The organism is Acrocarpospora macrocephala (assembly GCF_009687865.1).
Taxonomy (GTDB): Bacteria; Actinomycetota; Actinomycetes; order Streptosporangiales; family Streptosporangiaceae; genus Acrocarpospora; species Acrocarpospora macrocephala.
Genome location: NZ_BLAE01000013.1, coordinates 27710 through 43457, shown reverse-complemented (window position 1 = coordinate 43457; position 15748 = coordinate 27710). Strand labels below are relative to the sequence as shown.

The following is a 15748-nucleotide window of genomic DNA, read 5'->3' as shown; positions in this document are numbered from 1 at the left end:
AACGGTAGTCTCCTGGTTTCAGGAGGTTTCGGATGGCAAAGTTGGCCTTCGTCGGGGCGGGTAACGTCGAGCTCACCCGCAAGATCCTCTCCGACCTCATGTCCAGTCCCGAGCTGGCCGGCACGCTGCGCGTGGCCCTGCACGACATCGACCCCGCCCGCCTCGCCACCGCCGAGACGCTGGCCCGCCGCCTGGACGCCGAGACCGCCGCCGGCGCCGTCATCGAGGCCGGCGCCGACCGCGAGGCGGTGCTGGCCGGGGCCGACTTCGTGATCTGCCAGATCGACGTGGGCGGCTACGACGCGGCCCTGTCCGACTTCGAGATCCCCTGCCGCTACGGCGTGCGCCAGACCGTCGGCGACACGCTCGGCCTCGGCGGCATCTTCCGCGGGCTGCGCGCCATCCCCGTCCTGCTCGGGCTGGCCCGCGACATGGTACGGCTCTGCCCGCAAGCCTGGCTGCTCAACTACACCGACCCGATGGCCACCCTGTGCGCGGCCGTGATCGCGGGCACCCCGCTGCGCCGGGTGGCCGGGCTCTGCCACTCCGTCCGGGACACCCACGCCCTGCTCGCCGACCTGATCGGCCGCGAGCTCGGCGACATCGACTTCCTGACCGCCGGGCTGAACCACCAGGCGTTCGTCCTCCGCTTCGAGAGCGGCGGCCAGTCGCTGTACGGGGACCTGGACCTGGTCATGGCCGACGACCCGGAACTGCGGAGCCACGCCCGGGCCGAGATCTACCGGCGGTTCGGCTACTTCCCGACCGAGTCGAGCGAGCACGCCGCCGAGTACGTGCCCTGGTTCCTGCCGCACGAGAAGGAGGTGCTCCGGCTCGACCTGCCGCTCAATGAGAGCTTGCGCCGCCGCGCCAGGAAACTCGACGCGTACGAGCGGCTGCGCGGCGCGCTGGCCGCCGGTGAGCCGGTGCTGGCCCGGTGGAAACACTTCGAGATGGCCTCCGAGGTGATCCACTCCATGCTCACCGGCATGCCGCGCGAGGTCCAGCTCACCCTCCCCAACGACGGCCTGATCGACAACCTGCCGCCGAGCGCCTGCGTGGAGGTGCCGGCCCGGGTGGACGGCGGGGGCATCAGCCCGCTGCCGGTCGGGTCGCTGCCCGTCCAGCTCGCCGCGCTCAACCGGACGTTCCTGAATGTGGTAGAGCTGACCATGACAGCGGCCCTCGAGGAACGACGATCGGCGGTGTACCAGGCAGCCATGCTCGACCCCAACACCTCGGCCACCCTTCCCCTGGCGGCCATCGAGGCGGTGTGCGACGAGCTCGTCCAGGCGCACGCGGCGTTCCTCCCCGCAGGCATCACACGCGGGGAGACGGGCCGAATCACTCACAGCGCGGCAAGCCGACTTACTTACGGCGATGCCGGACGAATCGCTCACAGCGGGGCAAGCCGACTTACTTACGGCGATGCCGGACGAATCGCCAACGGCGAAGCGGGCCGACCCACTTACGGTGATTCGGCCAGAATCACCGATCGCGAGGGGGGCCGATGAAGGAGGCCGCCGCCCCGTTGGCTGCGTCCCCGGCGTCCCCAGCCTCCCCTACCACGGATGTCGCGGCCTCGGTTCGGCGCGACCGCATCGTGGCGCTGGTGCTGGAGCACGAGTTCGTCCGGGTCACCGACCTGGCCGAGATCTTCGGAGTGTCCGGCGTGACCATCCGCGGCGACCTCGAACTACTCGACCGCCAAGGCGTGCTCCGGCGGGTCCGCGGCGGCGCGATGCAGGTCAAGTCCGCACCCCCGGCCGAGCCGTCGTACGAGGTGGCGCTGGGCGACTCGGCCATCGAGAAGATCCAGCTGGCCCGGCACGCCGCCGCCCTGGTATCCGACGGCGAGAGCATCATCATCGACACCGGCACCACCACCACCTTCCTGGCCCGCGCGCTGGTGGCCCGCAGCGACCTGTCCGACATCGTGGTCTTCACCAACAGCCTGCGCGTCGCGGTAGAACTGGAGCCCGCGATCCCCCGCTTCTCCGTCCTGGTCACCGGCGGCACCCTGCGCCCCGTGACCCACTCGCTGGTGGACCCACTAGGCGCCCCCATGCTGGAGCGCATCCACGCCGACACGGTGTTCCTCGGCTGCCACGGCGTACACCTCGAATCCGGCGTCACCGGCGTAAACCTCCTCGAAGCCGAACTCAAACGCCGCATGATCAACGCCTCCCAACGCCAGATCGTCCTCGCCGACACCGCCAAACTAGGCCGAATCGGCCTCGCCCCAATCTGCGACCTCCCCGAGGTAAACCTCCTCATCACCGGCGCCGAAGCACCCCCCGACTTCGTGACCGCCGCCCGCGAACACGGCACCGCCGTCGACCTGGTGACCTAACGCCCGGCACCCACGCCCACACGAGACCACCGGCACGGCCAACCTGGTCAATGACGCGAACGCGGTCGTTCCAGCCTGCTGAACCCAAGTCCACGCTGACCAGGGGGCTTGTGTCAGATGCCCTGGCGCGACAGGCGCGTGACTGTATGACAACGTCGGGGTAGTTTGTATGACGTGATCATGGATAAAGACGAGCTGACTGCGCAGGATGTCGCTGAGATGAGCGAGGCTGAGCGTGGCCAGTGGTTTTACGACAATCGTGAACAGGTGGCGACGGATGCCACTCGAACTGCTCTTGATCGTGTCGTCTCGGTGCGGGTCAGCCCAGATGACCTTGGCGTGCTGGTCGCAGCGGCTGAGGCGGTCGGCATGAAGCTGAGCGCATGGCTCCGCAAGGTTGGATTGGAAGCTGCGGCAACGGCGCCTTCAAGCCCGCCTGCGGCTGTGCTCTCGGGAAGTGAGACCAGGCAGCTTCAAGATTCGGTTCATAACATCGTGGCGCTGCTGGAGCGTAGCGGCATCAGGCTCGATGACCCGCCAAGTGAAAGCGCTCAATCATTGGTCCTCAGGTCGTCCCATCGCGGACGAAAGAAGAAGACCAAAGCGGAGAAGTAGCCCATAGTGGAGGCCTCGTCATGCGGGCCTCTGGCGGCACGAATGGTGCGTGTATTCAACCACATCAACGCAACTAATTGGGTGTGTTGGTGGATATGAATTATCAGTGGCCTGGCCAGTTTCAGGGCGGGGTATTCCGTGTGAACATGTCCATTGCGACCGGCAAAGTGTGCAATGCAACGCAGGCCCCGCCGCCTGCGTTGCTGTGGAGACTTACGCTGGCTCCGCAGGTGGCATGGAGTTCAACCTGGGAATTTCGTGATCGTTGATACTATGTCGCGGTCGTTGCAACATCGATGTTGGAGAAGTTTCAAACCCCTCAGCTTCCACTCCATGTGTGGCATCGCAGATCGTTCGATGCGTCGGTCCGGTATGCATGCTGCGTCTGCATGACAATCTCTTCTACCTGCGACGCGAGATTCGATTTGAGCGGTCACTAGTTCCATTTTAGTGGCCTGGTGGAGTGATTATCTAGCTGCTGATTCGTCCTCCGACCCGTTTCGCGCTGTCCCCGTGTGCAGGAAAGCCGTATCCGTACGGCCTGGGGAGGCGCGCTCCCGCACCTGCCGGAGCATCTGATCCAGTTGGCTGGATCGCCGAGCGGCGGCACCAGGGTAGCGGCATCCGGATTGGTCGAGTCTATGTACTGTCTCGGGGCACGCGCCCGGCTGTGGTTTTTAGTAGTAGCCTGCCCGGTGTTGTGAAAGTTTCAAAATGTGACTTGCTGGTGTTTTGAAAGTTTCAAATACTTAAATGCGCCGTGAGTCCACGCCCCGTCTTATGTCGCGCACTCGGCTGCGATTTAAGTCACAATCTGCTGGTCTTGTGAAAGTTTCAAAAGGATTAACCACTCACAAGCTATGTTTATATCCGTCGACTATTGGTTCAGGAGGCGGTGTGGCATCTGTTTTTGGGCGAGTGGTGACTGCGTCGGCGGTTGCTGTGGTGTGTGTGGTGGCTACGTTTGTGGTGGTCGTCACGACGCCTGCGGGGGCCGCGGATGATCCGCAATGGTCAATGGGTGGGCAGAACATCAGTAACACGCGGTCCAACCCGACGGAGAGCATTCTCAGTCCTTCGACGGTGGGTGGGCTGGAGCTCAACTGGATGTACACCACGCGGGGGGACGTTTCGGCGACGCCTGCGGTGGTGGATGGGGCCGTCTACTTTCCGGACTGGGGTGGGTTCTTCCACAAGGTGGACGCGAATACGGGTCAGGTGATCTGGTCGCGTTCTGTCGCGTCGTATGTGGGGGCGACTGGCACTGTGGTCGCTCGTACCAGCCCGGTCGTGGTTGGTAACACCGTCTACATCGGCACTCAGTCCGGAGCGCGGCTGTTGGCGATCGACATCGCCAACGGCAATCTGCGGTGGAACGTGGCGACGGATCCGCATCCGCGGGCCGTACTGACCGGTGGGGCGGTCTACTACAACGGCGTTCTGTATCAGGGCGTGTCCTCCGATGAGTTCTCTCTGGCTTCGGACGCCGCCTATGACTGTTGTACGTTCCGCGGCAGTCTGGTGGCGATCGACGCGGCCACGGGGGCGCAGCGGTGGAAGTCGTACACGCTGCCGAACCAGGGCGCGGGCGGGGATATCTTCAGCGGCGCGTCCGTGTGGGGGACGACGCCGAGTATCGATCCGGCCAGCAACACGATCTTCATTGGTACTGGGCAGAACTACTCGATTCCGGAGAGTGCGAGGCAGTGCCAGGACAATGGGGGGACGCCGCAGCAGTGTCTGCCGTCGTGGAATGCCAAGGACGCCATTGTCGCGATGGATCTCACCACGGGTGCGATCAAGTGGAATACGGGGCCGCCGCGCTTCGATGAGTGGAACTTCGCCTGCCTGCCGGGGTTCCCGCCGAACAACTGCCCGGATCCGGGTCCGGACCATGACACGGGCGATGGGACGCACCTTTACAACATCCCCGGTCCGAACGGGACGACCCGGCGCGCGGTGGGCGCGGGACAGAAGAGCGGCGAGTTCTGGATGCTCGACGCGGCTACTGGGGCGATCATCTGGAGCGCCTCGGTGGGGCCTGGCTCGACGCAGGGTGGTATCCAGTGGGGCACCGCCACCGATGGGCAGCGGGTGTTCTTCACGTCGAGTAACGCCGGGAATGTGTCGTACCAGCTGCCTAACGGGCAGACGATCAATTACAGCTCGTTCGGGGCGTTGGACGTGGCGACCGGGCAGCTTCTCTGGCAGGTGCCTGAGCCGCGTGGCGGACGGTCGATCGGTCCGGTCACTTACGCCAATGGTGTGGTGTACGTCGGCTCGATGAACAACTACATGTACGCGCTGAACGCCAGCAATGGCCAGGTGTTGTGGCAGTTCCAGGGCGCGGGTTCGTCGAACGCCGGTCCGGTGATCGTCGGAGGCAAGCTGTACTGGGGCAACGGCTACTCGCGCGGCGGCACCGCGAGCACGAGGTTCTACTCGTTCAGGCTTCCAGGTAACCCAAGCCCAAGCCCGACCCCAACGCCGACCCCAACGCCGACCCCCACTCCCACCCCGACTCCGACCCCCACGCCTACCCCAACTCCAACGCCCACTCCAACTCCAACGCCAACCCCCACGCCACCCCCCACTCCAACGAGTGGGCCGTGCAGTGCCACCTATCGCGTTATTTCGCAATGGCCAGGCGGCTTCCAAGGTGAGGTGACGGTACGCGCCGGCAACGCGCCGATCAGCGCATGGACCGTCCGGTGGGCCTTCGCCAATGGCCAGACGATCACACAGATCTGGAGCGGCACCGCGACCGCGAACGGCGCCAACATCGCGGTGAGAAACGTCTCCTACAACGGGTCCGTACCCGCGAACGGCACCACCATGTTCGGCTTCCTCGGTAGCTGGAACGGCAGTGCCAACGCGATTCCGACCTCGGTCACCTGCACCAGCCCTTAAATCGAGTAGCCGGGAGGTGTTACACCTCCCGGCTCTCGCAGATGTGGATCCACGACGCGGCTGGTGGGCGTCATCCTCCCGGACCGGCCCGGGTGACTACGGCTCGGCGGCGGAGAAGAAGGCCGGATGTGGCAGCCAGAAGCACTATCGACCCGATGAGCATGAGCGCTCTCGCATCGGGCCCCGCCTCCCCGCCACCACCGGTCGCGACTCCTCCTGACGGTGTCTCAATCACATCTGAGGTCTCGGTGACGGTGGAATTCGCGGTTCTGGTCGCGGTTTCAGTTTCCGTCGCCGTTTCGGTAGCGGTTTCTGTCTCAGTCTCTGTTGAGGTGATTGTGGTCGTGGGCGAAGGGTTGGAATTCGTGCCGCCTGCCGTGATCGTCAACTGATGAGTCGTGAGCTCGCTCGCGTTCTCTACCTCGCACTCCACCAGCGGCTCGGTCGGCGTGAGCCCGAAGTTGATGGCCGCCGGTCGTATGGTGGCGGTGCCCGGATTGTTCGGAGTGGTCAGCACCGAGGTCGACTGCGTTGGCAGTGTTACGGCCTGACCTGCGGTGACCGGTCCTACAGTGCCGCCGACCCCGGTGCCGGACGTCAATCCGGGAAGCCCGCTGATGGACACGTACGCGTACATTTTGGTGCCGCTGGGCAGTCCGGCGGCGGGCGCCAGCAGGGTGGTGCTCCCGGCGTATGTCGCGCGGTGGCCGATGGTCATCTGCTGCCCGGTGACCGGATTGACCGGCATCGTGAGCTCGACCCTGATCTGGACTGTCTGGGTCGCCGCCCCGTCGGGGGTGCAGGAGTACTGAACGATGTCGGTGGCGAGCGTGGTGGCGTGCGCCGGAAGACCCAAGGAGATCAGGCCGCAGAGCAGGATGGCGCCGGGGAGGACCAAACGGGCGGACAAGGTGACTCCTGACGAGTCCTGGTGAATAGGGGGCGTATAGGGAGACGAGGGGCACCGCCACCCGGTTGACACAGCCGACCTAGATCTCCGACCGATCAGTCGAGGGCACGCGCGTAGTGCGAGTTGACCGCAGGTTGCCCGGTGTAGTTCGGCCCCGCCTGGTCGTCAGAGCCCACGAAGGCGTACGGCATGCGGATCTCTCGCCATCCACGACAGCTGATCCGCCTATTTCGGGAGTCGTAGCCCAGCCCTTCGGCACGAAGCGTTCTGACCAGAGGCGAACCAGCCGGAGCCCCGTCCTCGCGGCGGATGCTGCGAACGTCGAAGTTGGCGACGAACAGACCGTCCGGGGCCAGCCACCGCGCCGCCTTGGCGATCACGCCGAGCTTGTCGCCGACATAGTGCAGTCCATGCACACTCGTGATCAGGTCGAAGGTACCCTCAGGCTCCCACGTCGCGACCGAGGCCGTGAGCAGCCGAACTCGGGGTGGGCGCGGCGGACCGGAGAAGAAATCGACCAGGTCCACACCGATGATCTCAACCTCGTGCGGAAAGTTCGCCGCAGCCTCGAAGAGCGCGTTGGCTGTGCCGCAGCACATGTCCAACCACCGCACCGGCGCTCCCGGAGTGGAACGGGAACCGAGGAACTCGATGACGTTCAGGCCTAGCTCGCGGTTGTAGCCCTGCAGGCGACGCTCCCGATTCATCGCGCAGTTGGCCGCCACCGAGGAGCGTTCGAGCGCATCCTGATCGAGGAGTCTCACCACTGTCTCCCTGACGGATCGACGGATCAACCCGCCGGGAACCCGATGACCCGGGAAGCACACCGCTGGCGCTGCGTGCTTCCCTGCGGCCTCAGAGCTTGTACAGCTTGTGGAATGGTGTCGTGATTCGTTCTTGCTGTGATCCAAAATCGACCAGCACGGCGATCTCGTCTTCTACGCCGATGACGACGCCGAGGCCGTACCGATCATGGGTCACCTGATCGTTCACGCTGAACCGCTCGACAGGCGGGGCGGGACGCGGGCGTTTGAAGGGACTGGTGGGCAGGTGGCGACGGGGTTCACTGGCTGGCTTCATCCCCTCCAGTATGTGCCTCTGGCGATAGCTTTCGCGACAGAACACGACAAACCATGTCGCGGGTCAGCTCCAAGTCATGTTGATCTCACCTTGGAAGTTGACGTATCCGCCACGTTCGAACGCCTGAGCCATGGGGACATTGCCGACATCGGTGGACGCCCGGATCCGGGGCACGTCCTGTGCGGCGAGGATCCGCGTCCCTTCAGCGAGAAGATCGTCGATGTAGCCGTTTCCCCGGTGCGCGGGAAGCACGCCTATGTACGCGATGATTGGGTTGTAGCTGTTCCGCGTCGGAATGACGAATCCGACGGGTTCGCCGCCGGGTGTCGTGGCGATCCGCCACCAGTCCCGTGGGCCCTTGTAGTCCATCAGTTCGCCGTCGTACTGCTCGGCCGCCACCTGGGCGGCCGGACTGCGATCCAGGTCAGCGCGGCTGTGTGCATCGAGGGTGCCGTCCAGGACCGCGGTCATCAGGTCCACGAACTCCTCCCGGTCGCCGACCGGCCGGAATCTCAGGCGCCCGCTCGGCTCGGGAATCGGCGTCCCAGGGCGCCACTCCAGGCGCAGCCGCTCGACGAGCAGCCGGGCACCGGCCCGTTCGAGTACGGCCATCCGGTCTTCGACGGCACGCCTGGACGTGCTGTCGTCCCGCCATCCCGGAGGGACGAACCGGCTGTATTCAGGCGGGACAGCACCTGCCGGCAGGGTCGCGGCCATCGCGGTCTCCAGCAGCCGGACCCCGGTGTCGAGCCCTTCGGCGTCGTCGAGATCGAAGGTGTCCAACATGAACGGCGGATCGTCCTTACGCCGTGCCCACCAGGCCAGCCTGGCGACAAGGCGGTCTCCCCGCAGCGCGATCCACATCCATTCAGGCCGCCGCCGGCCCGAATCGAGGTCGCCCGCCAGCTCGTCATCGAGGACGTACGGCAGGCGGCAGAAAAGGTCGAGTTCTTCGCGCCCGACAATCGGGCGCATGGTCAGGTCGTTCAAGGCACTTCCTTTGGCAGGTGTGCCCGCTCGCCCCTGGGTCAGCTATCGGCCGTACCCCAGGAAGGAACTGGCACGACGGTCGTGGCACGCATCGGCTCATCCCTCCTTTCGTTTGTTCGGACGAGACGTTCTATCGGACCTGCCGCCAGGCGCGCAAACCCTTTTCAGACGAGCGTGGCATGCCGGGCGGCGCGGTAGCCGAACACGACCGCCGGGCCGATGGTCGAGCCAGGCCCCGGGTAGGTGCGGCCCATGACCGAGGCGGTGGTGTTGCCGGCGGCGTACAGGCCGGGGATGGCCGAGCCGTCCTCCCGCAGCACCCTGGCGTCGGCGTCGGTCAGCAGGCCACCCTTGGTGCCCAGATCGCCCGGATACAGGCGGAGCGCACGGAAGGGGCCGCGCTCCAGCGGGCCAAGATTGGGGTTCGGCTTGACCCTGGGGTCGCCGTAGTAGTTGTCGTAGACGGTCCTGCCGCGGCCGAAGTCGGCGTCGACGCCGGTCTGGGTGAAGCCGTTGAACCGCTCGACGGTCGCGGCCAGCCGTGCGGGGTCGGCGTCGATCCGCTCTGCCAGTTCCTTCAGCGTAGGTGCCTCGATCAGGATGCCCGCGGCCAGCCACTGCTTCTTGCGGCCCAGGTAGGACGTGGACAGGTAGCGGCGAGCATGCCGTACGTCGGTGATCAGCCAGGTCGGCCCGGGCACGGTGTGCCCCAGCATGGCGTGGCCGAAATCGATGTAGGACGCCGACTCGTTGGTGAAGCGGTCGCCGGCCGCGTCCACCACGATGGAGAAGGGCATGGACCGCTCCGACAGGATGAAGCCGTGGCTGCCGTCCGGGCCGACCGTGCCCGCGCCCCACCAGGCGTCGTCCATCAGTTCAAGCGCCGCGCCCACACCCGCGCCGATGCCGATGGCGGTGCCGAGGTCGCCCTCGGGTGCGGCGGAGTAGCCGGGGATACCGTGGTGCTTCATCCGCCACTCCTTGTTGCGGGCGAAGCCACCGGCCGCCAGCACGACGCCCCGCCGGGCTCGTACGCGCACCTGACGCCCCTCCTTGTCGACCACCGCACCCACCACGGCGCCGTCCTCGACAACCAGGTCCACAATCGGGGAGGACAACCAGACGGGGGTCTGCTGATCCCGCACGATCCACATGAGCGAGCAGCTCAGCGCACCACCCAGCCCGACCAGCCGCTTGCCGGTCGCCAGCCCGGCGAGGGTACGGAACACGAAGCGCGCCCCACGCACGAACCCGCTCGGCGTGGACCAGGCCCGCGCGAGCAGCCACACATCATTGGTCATCACCGGCGCCGGCAGACCGTCGGCGGCTCGCGAGGTCGAATACCAGGACCCCAGCCGCTTGGTGTCGAACGGCGCCACCTCGATCCCGCGCCCCACCTTGCCGCCGGGCCTGTCGGGATAGTAGTCGGGGTAGTCGGGCGAGCGCCGCCACCGTACGCCCAGGCGGCCGAGCAGCCGGACCACCTCCGGCCCGCTGTCCAGGAAGGCCCGGCGACGCTCGCCCGAGGACGCGGGACCCGCCTCACCGATCGCCTCCTGCATGTACCGCAGGGCCTCCTCCCTGGAGTCGGCGACACCCGCCCGGACCATGAGCGGATTGACCGGCATCCACAGCCCTCCACCGGAGATCGCCGTGGTGCCGCCCCACTTGGCCGTGCTCTCCACGACCAGGACGTCGAGCCCCGCATCGGCGGCGGTGATGGCCGCCGTCAGCCCCGCGGCGCCCGATCCCGCGACCAGGATGTCGACGACTTTGTCCCATTGCTCTTCCATCGTGCTGACCCTCCGATCGTTCAGGCCGCCGACCAGCCGCCGTCCACGGGGACGAGCGCCCCGTTGATGAACGCGGCGGCGTCAGAGGCGAGGAAGACGGCCACGCTGGCCATGTTCTCGGGCTGCGCCAGCCGCTCACCGAGCGCGAGCACGGGCCCCAGGCGCGCGGCGCCCGCGGGGTCGAAGCCGCCGGACGACTCGCCGATGCCGGTCTCGGTGGGGCCCGGCAGGATGGCGTTGCAGCGGATGCCGTCCTTGGCGTACGCCCAGGCCACGCTGCGGGTCAGACCGACGACACCGTGCTTGGACGCGGTGTACGCGACACCGGCCGCACCCCCGCGGATGCCGGCCTCGGACGCGGTGTTGATGATCGCGCCACCCCCCTGGCCGAGCATGTACGGCAGGACGGCGCGAGTGAGCAGGAATGTGCCGCTCAGGTTCACCCGCAGCACGCGATCCCAGGTCTGGACCGAGATCTCGGCGGGCAGCGCCATGGTGTCGAGGATCCCCGCGTTGTTGCACAGCACGTCGATCCGGCCGTACTCGCCGATGGCCCGGTCGACCAGCGCATTGACCGACGCCTCGTCGCCGACGTCGGCCGGGACCGCGAGGGCGGCCGAGCCGATCTCCGCGGCGGTCCGCCGGGCGGACACCTCGTTGATGTCGCAGACCACCACACGTGCGCCTGCCTCCGCGAAGGCGCGGCTCATCGCGCGCCCGATCCCTGAACCCGCTCCCGTCACCAGGCAGGTCTTGTCGGCTAGGTCGGTCATGGCACGATCCTTTCCGCAACAACCGGACAGCATTGTCCGGTTGATACGGTAGCTTCTATGACGAATGCGCAGCGCGTCAACAGGGGGCCCAGCGCCGCCGCCGAGAACCGGGCGGCGCTGATCGCGGCAGCGCGCGCGGTCTTCGCCACCGCCGGGTACGACGCACCCCTCAGCGCGGTCGCCCGCCGGGCGGGCGTAGGCCAGGGCAGCCTCTACCGGCACTTCCCCAATCGCATGAGCCTCGCCGTAGCCGTGTTCGAGGACAACATCACCGCCATGGAAACCCTGGCCGCCGAGCCCGGCTCCACCCTGGAGGACATCCTCGCCCTACTCACCGACCAGGCCATCGCCTCGACCGCCTTCATCGACATGATCAGCCCGTCCGCACTGGAAGCCGACCTCGCCCGCATCGACGCACGGATGACCCGCGTACTCGCCGACAAACTCGACCAGGCCCGGCAGGCCGGCGTAATCAGACCCGACGTGGGCACCGACGAACTACGACTCGCAATCAGCATGATCGCCAGCCTCCTCGCCAAAACCCCAGAACCCTCCCGCCGCCCCACCGCCACCCGCGCCTGGCTCCTACTACGCCGCGCCCTCACCTGATCCGGCCACGACAATGTTTACGGGGGGATTCGACCGGCTCGCGTGAAGTCGCAGCTCACCCTGCTGGCTGGTGATGGTCAGAGCAGTTTCGCCAGGCGCGTCTTCTTGGAGTTCTCCCGTACGAGCCAGGTCACGTCCGGGTCGGCGGAAGCGGCCAGTGCCTGGAAAGCGGGCAAGCCGATGGCAGGATCGGCGGCCACCGCGACGCTCCAGCAATACCCCAGGGCCTGGCGAAGAGCGCGCACTTCCGTGCTCCGGCGTTCGTCCGGCGGACGCGCGGCCAGCGCTTTCGTCGATCGTGAGCACACCTCGATGGCGCATTCCACGGCGTCCGAGGTGCTCAGCAGGCGAGGCTCACAGACACCGGCCGCAGCTGCCCGCTGGACCAGCGGGTTCTCGTCGTCAGCCCAGTCGAGGACGAGGTCGAACAAACGCAGCGGGTCGCCGTCACCGAGACGTTGCAGTGCCAACGCCACTGCCTCGCGCACGCGCCAGCGCGCATCGGCAGCATGGCCCCGCAGCCGCTGTTCCACCTCCCCGCCTTCGGCCAGCAACCTCCCGAGTCCGACAACCCCGCAGAACACGAGGTACTCATCGCCGGTCGTGATGAAACCGTCGAAGCAGTCCTGGTCGCCCTCATCGGCGACGGCTTGAGCGAGTTCGATATTGGCGCGCGGCCCGGGCAGCCCAGAGTGCTCCCGCAGGTAGCCCGGCCACTGCGCGGCGTCGAGTACGCGCAACTCTGCTCGGTACTGATCCCGGCGACCCACTCCCGCAGCATAGAAAACAGCGGTCAAGTCTGTCTTGCCGACAGGGGTGCATAGGCGGCCGAGGCGCGTCCCCACCCGCCGGTAGGGGAACGTCCGGACAGGGCGTTCGGCTAGCCGATCAGCCGGAGCCGACTGCCCTGAGCAGGGGCACTCCGTCAGCGGGAGGTCAAGCAAGGGCAGGTGCCATCGTGGTGCTTGTAGTCGTAGAACCGGGGATGGCCGCAGTAGCAGATGCTTGCCCACATGCGTTCGGGGTCGCTGGATTGCTCGGCTCCAGCACCGCACGCGGGACAGACTGAGGGCTCGTCATCGCGGGGCGGCGCGTTATCCATGTCCGCACTGTAGGTGGTTGTGGCCAGCATCATTGCGGCTAACGCTTGGCGCCGAGCCGCCTGACTTCAGCGATCCAGATCGGGTGCACTCGTAGCTTGGAGACCACAGACGTGTACTGAGTCGTGACCGGCCTTGGTCAGCAGTTCGGCAATGCCGGTGTCCTCGTCGATCAGGAAGGTCCCGCGGGCTCGCAGAGACGGTAGAAGTGGACATTGGTGGAAGCCGCTGCGTATGCAAGGACTTGCCTGATGTCCTCATGCTCCAAGTCTGGGTAGTCGGAGAGGATCTCCTCGAAGCTCCATCCGGCTGCGACGAGCCGGACGACAGTCTCGACAGTGATGCGCAGACCTCGGACTGTGGGCTTACCTTCGAGTTGGTCGGGCTCGACGGCGATTCGATTGAAGTTCACAATGCCTCGCTCCAATACTGTCAGGTCGGTCATGCGGGGGCCGCTCGATGAATGGCTCGTCGCCGATCCATGCCGTGTAGCGGTCTCCTCCCACGCAAGTCATGGGACGGTTGCCAGTCCGTTCAGGTTGGCGTATTCGAGGGGGGAAGGTCTGCGCGGCGCTTATTGAGAGTCGTGCTGTTTGTCGTGTTCGTGGTCTCGGAGGCGGTCGTTGTTGGTACGCCGCCCGCGCTCGCCGTGCCGTACGCGCAGACCCAAGTACGGCGCCACTCGTACTACCGAGTGGTCAACAAATCGTGCTGACCAACATGGGCTATCACGATCTGTGGGTCCTGCCCCTCGACCAGTACGGGAACCAGCTGGGGTCGAGTTTGGGCGTGGCTGCCCGGTACTCATGGACCTGTGCAGCCAATCACTGAGGTCACCCGTCCTTCTTGGGTACGACTACGCGCGCCCAGCTGGTCAACCGCCCTATGAGCGCGAGGATGAACATGCGCCCTGCCTTGGAGAACGGAAGGATGACGAACGCGGGAGTCATCAGGATAATGACCAGCGCCATAGGGATGACGAGCAGCGCGCAGAAAGCGACACGCTGCCACGTGCCATTGATGACAATCATTGGGAGGCCCTTGCTCGCCCGAGAAAACGCGAGAATCCCGTGAAACTGGGTAATCCGACCGCAAACGGCGGTCGTGATGGTGTGCCTCTCGCCTGGGCCACGATGCCTCGATCGTGCTTCGCCTGTCAGAGGCTGACCGGAAATGGTCAGCCGACCAGAGGCCCTTCCCTAGAAGGGCCACGATGGCGCAGCAAGTGCCATGTCATAGCTGTAGGGTACCCACTGGCACCGATTATTGGCTTACTCTCCTGCCATGTTTCTCTTGCCCGCCCCTTCGAGGCTCATGAGCACTTGTCCCGATCATGAGTGGGGTCATACCTCGACCGGTTCTTCGTACCGTCCGACAAAGGGCGGACCTCTCAACGACCGCCGAGACTTGTGCAAACTCGATATCACGCAGATCTTGATGCACGGGAGGCGTCGATGAGTCGTACGGTGATCGATCTGGATGATGATCTGGTCGCGGAGGTGGCCAAGGCGCTGGGGACCAGTACGAAGAAGGAGACGGTGAACAGCGCCCTGCGGGAGGTGCTGGAGAACCGGCGCCGGGCGTTGGCGCTGGCCCGGTTGCGTGAGGTGGCCGCCGAGGGGGCCTTCGATCTTGAGGTCTTCGAGGACAAGAGCGGCTATCGCCGGTGAATCCGGCACAGTTTCTGATCGATACCAGTGCCCTGGCCCGGCTCATGCGTGGTGATGCCGAGCAGTATGGCTGGGACCAGGCGGTGGCGGCCGGCTTGATCGCGGTCTGCCCATCACCGAACTTGTATTCTTCTTCAGCGCCGTTCGACCGCGGATCGTATCCGGGGGATCGAGGATATGCGGTCCGCCGACAACAATCGATATTTGCGCTCCGCCTCACCGCGCGACCGCGCTTGCAAGGTGGCGGATCTGGACCTTCTTCGTCCATGCGGTCGTCAGCGGCACAGCGCTAGGACCCATCCATAGTGATCCAAGTGGTCATTCGCCGACGGACGGGTCCGGGGGTAGGCCGCGAAGACGCAGGTAGGTGGAGAACTCCTCCGGCGAGCGGACGTCGTGCTCCAGTACGGCGTCATAGACGTCGGTGCCTCCTACCCGGTAGGGGTAGTGGGGGCTGCGGCGCCACAGATGCTTCAGACGCAAGATCGCCATGCGCTGTTCTGGGGTCACGTGGCGGGCCAGTCGCTCGGCTTCGGCCAGCGTCGGGCGGTCTACGGCGTGGAGCCATATGGTGATGTCCACCTTTCACGGACCCCCTGGCCCCTCGTAGCGGCAGACCAGGTAGTGGCGCTCATCCGTCCGCTGGTCGGTAGGCCGCCGATCTTCCCGCTCGTCTCGGTAGTCCACGACGGTCAGCCCGGGCACGATGGCCAGCCGGGCCAAGGCCGTGAATACATCGGCCGCGGTGGCATGCGGGGCGGTGAACATCACGTCCAAGTCGCGCCAGACCATCAGCCCCACCACCCGCGCCGGTCCGAACCCCGCGAAGGCCTCCTCCAACCTCAGGACCCGCAGCACCTACGCGCCATCGCTAGAAATTCACCCGAGTCGCCGCAATCCAAGCCCCGCCCGGCACCGAATACCGAGGAGAACCGACTCTAAGAT

18 protein-coding genes are annotated in these 15748 nt (G+C 66.0%); 7 read left to right on the top strand and 11 right to left on the bottom strand.

What is annotated here, in order from left to right:
* The first annotated feature begins 32 nt into the window (after nucleotides 1–32).
* The 4 genes from Amac_RS12745 to Amac_RS12730 all read left to right on the top strand — a co-directional run bounded on the left by Amac_RS12745 (nucleotide 33) and on the right by Amac_RS12730 (nucleotide 5878).
* Complete coding sequence (locus Amac_RS12745; protein ID WP_155354557.1) at nucleotides 33–1514, top strand: family 4 glycosyl hydrolase; 1482 nt, start codon at nucleotides 33–35, stop codon at nucleotides 1512–1514.
* On the top strand, nucleotides 1511–2353 hold the full coding sequence (locus Amac_RS12740) for a DeoR/GlpR family DNA-binding transcription regulator (protein WP_155354556.1): 843 nt from the start codon (nucleotides 1511–1513) through the stop codon (nucleotides 2351–2353). The genes Amac_RS12745 and Amac_RS12740 overlap by 4 nt, the downstream gene beginning before the upstream one ends.
* A 180-nt stretch (nucleotides 2354–2533) precedes the next feature.
* Nucleotides 2534–2968, top strand: coding sequence for a plasmid mobilization protein (locus tag Amac_RS12735; protein WP_155354555.1), 435 nt, complete (start codon nucleotides 2534–2536; stop codon nucleotides 2966–2968).
* An 897-nt stretch (nucleotides 2969–3865) separates the two neighbouring features.
* The gene (locus Amac_RS12730) at nucleotides 3866–5878 is read left to right on the top strand and encodes an outer membrane protein assembly factor BamB family protein (RefSeq protein WP_155354554.1); all 2013 of its coding nucleotides are present in this window, start codon (nucleotides 3866–3868) and stop codon (nucleotides 5876–5878) included.
* 70 nt (nucleotides 5879–5948) lie between these two features.
* On the opposite strand, the gene Amac_RS12725 is transcribed toward Amac_RS12730, so the two are convergent.
* From Amac_RS12725 to Amac_RS12700, 6 genes are all read right to left on the bottom strand, one after another.
* Nucleotides 5949–6788, bottom strand: coding sequence for a hypothetical protein (locus tag Amac_RS12725; protein WP_155354553.1), 840 nt, complete (start codon nucleotides 6786–6788; stop codon nucleotides 5949–5951).
* Between the two features lie 95 nt (nucleotides 6789–6883).
* Nucleotides 6884–7552 carry a class I SAM-dependent methyltransferase gene (locus Amac_RS12720; protein ID WP_246268288.1) on the bottom strand — a complete coding sequence of 223 codons (669 nt, stop codon included), beginning with the start codon at nucleotides 7550–7552 and terminating at the stop codon, nucleotides 6884–6886.
* A 91-nt stretch (nucleotides 7553–7643) separates the two neighbouring features.
* Nucleotides 7644–7868, bottom strand: coding sequence for a hypothetical protein (locus Amac_RS12715; protein ID WP_155346611.1), 225 nt, complete (start codon nucleotides 7866–7868; stop codon nucleotides 7644–7646).
* Between the two features lie 63 nt (nucleotides 7869–7931).
* Nucleotides 7932–8843 carry a GNAT family N-acetyltransferase gene (locus Amac_RS12710; RefSeq protein ID WP_155354706.1) on the bottom strand — a complete coding sequence of 304 codons (912 nt, stop codon included), beginning with the start codon at nucleotides 8841–8843 and terminating at the stop codon, nucleotides 7932–7934.
* Nucleotides 8844–9022: 179 nt separating this feature from the next.
* Entirely contained in the window at nucleotides 9023–10651 is a 1629-nt protein-coding gene (locus Amac_RS12705; protein ID WP_155354552.1) for an FAD-dependent oxidoreductase, read from the bottom strand.
* Between the two features lie 20 nt (nucleotides 10652–10671).
* On the bottom strand, nucleotides 10672–11424 hold the full coding sequence (locus Amac_RS12700; protein ID WP_155354551.1) for an SDR family NAD(P)-dependent oxidoreductase: 753 nt from the start codon (nucleotides 11422–11424) through the stop codon (nucleotides 10672–10674).
* 57 nt (nucleotides 11425–11481) lie between these two features.
* Between Amac_RS12700 and Amac_RS12695 the strand changes: the two genes are divergently transcribed.
* On the top strand, nucleotides 11482–12033 hold the full coding sequence (locus Amac_RS12695; RefSeq protein WP_155354550.1) for a TetR family transcriptional regulator: 552 nt from the start codon (nucleotides 11482–11484) through the stop codon (nucleotides 12031–12033).
* Between the two features lie 77 nt (nucleotides 12034–12110).
* On the opposite strand, the gene Amac_RS12690 is transcribed toward Amac_RS12695, so the two are convergent.
* Entirely contained in the window at nucleotides 12111–12773 is a 663-nt protein-coding gene (locus Amac_RS12690) for a hypothetical protein (protein ID WP_246268286.1), read from the bottom strand.
* 532 nt (nucleotides 12774–13305) lie between these two features.
* Nucleotides 13306–13578, bottom strand: a complete 273-nt coding sequence (locus tag Amac_RS12685) for a DUF433 domain-containing protein (RefSeq protein WP_174900165.1) — start codon at nucleotides 13576–13578, stop codon at nucleotides 13306–13308.
* Between the two features lie 141 nt (nucleotides 13579–13719).
* Between Amac_RS12685 and Amac_RS57295 the strand changes: the two genes are divergently transcribed.
* Nucleotides 13720–13848 carry a hypothetical protein gene (locus Amac_RS57295; protein ID WP_281356279.1) on the top strand — a complete coding sequence of 43 codons (129 nt, stop codon included), beginning with the start codon at nucleotides 13720–13722 and terminating at the stop codon, nucleotides 13846–13848.
* A gap of 118 nt (nucleotides 13849–13966) precedes the next feature.
* Here Amac_RS57295 and Amac_RS12680 read toward each other — a convergent pair whose 3' ends face one another.
* The gene (locus Amac_RS12680) at nucleotides 13967–14164 is read right to left on the bottom strand and encodes a hypothetical protein (RefSeq protein WP_155354548.1); all 198 of its coding nucleotides are present in this window, start codon (nucleotides 14162–14164) and stop codon (nucleotides 13967–13969) included.
* Nucleotides 14165–14587: 423 nt separating this feature from the next.
* Between Amac_RS12680 and Amac_RS12675 the strand changes: the two genes are divergently transcribed.
* Nucleotides 14588–14803 carry a type II toxin-antitoxin system VapB family antitoxin gene (locus Amac_RS12675; protein WP_155354547.1) on the top strand — a complete coding sequence of 72 codons (216 nt, stop codon included), beginning with the start codon at nucleotides 14588–14590 and terminating at the stop codon, nucleotides 14801–14803.
* Between the two features lie 318 nt (nucleotides 14804–15121).
* Here Amac_RS12675 and Amac_RS12665 read toward each other — a convergent pair whose 3' ends face one another.
* Nucleotides 15122–15385, bottom strand: a complete 264-nt coding sequence (locus tag Amac_RS12665; RefSeq protein ID WP_155354546.1) for a hypothetical protein — start codon at nucleotides 15383–15385, stop codon at nucleotides 15122–15124.
* Between the two features lie 3 nt (nucleotides 15386–15388).
* Nucleotides 15389–15661 (bottom strand): hypothetical protein, encoded by a 273-nt coding sequence (locus Amac_RS12660; protein WP_155354545.1) that lies wholly within the window; start codon nucleotides 15659–15661, stop codon nucleotides 15389–15391.
* Nucleotides 15662–15748 lie beyond the last annotated feature (87 nt).